Annotated in this window: 1 protein-coding gene; it reads left to right on the top strand. The window is 71.9% G+C overall.

The window, feature by feature from the left end; all coding sequences use genetic code 11:
- Positions 1-590: DUF2169 domain-containing protein (locus J5M71_RS26620; protein WP_207838461.1), on the top strand; the 590-nt coding region annotated here is incomplete at both ends.

Here is a 590-nt window from a genome sequence, read left to right as displayed (position 1 = left end):
CGTACGGAAAGTACGCGAGCGATCCGCACGCGTGCGCGTGCGAAGTGGGCGTGCGCATTGCCGGCCTCGAGAAGCGGCTGCGCGTCTGCGGCGACCGGCAGTGGGCGGGCGCGCGCATCACCGCGCCGCGGCCGTTCGAGCGGCTACCGATCGACTGGGATCTCGCTTACGGCGGCGCGGGTTGCGCGGACAATCCGCGAGGCCGCGGCGCGCACGCGCGGGAGGGCGCGCCGCGCGATCTGCCGAATGTCGAATACGCGCACAGCCCGATGCGCTTTGCGCACGAGCAACCCGCGCCCGCCGGCTTTTGCCCGGTCGACGCGGCATGGCCGGCGCGCGCCGGCCTGTACGGCGCGCTCGATCGGCAATGGCAGGAAGAGGATTGTCCGGGCTTTCCGCGCACGCTCGATCCGCGCTACTTCAACATCGCGCCGGCCGATCAGCAACTGCCCGAGCTGCGGGCATTCCCGGACGGCGCGCGCTACGAACTGACGCACATGCATCCGGACCACGCGACGCTCGCGGGAAACCTGCCCGCGCTGCGCGCGAGATCGTTCGTGGTACGTCGGGGCAGCGATGCGCCCGAGGAA

The sequence above is a fragment of the Pseudomonas sp. 43(2021) genome (assembly GCF_017490805.1).
GTDB lineage: Bacteria > Pseudomonadota > Gammaproteobacteria > Pseudomonadales > Pseudomonadaceae > Aquipseudomonas.
This window is presented reverse-complemented; position numbering and strand designations above follow the sequence as displayed.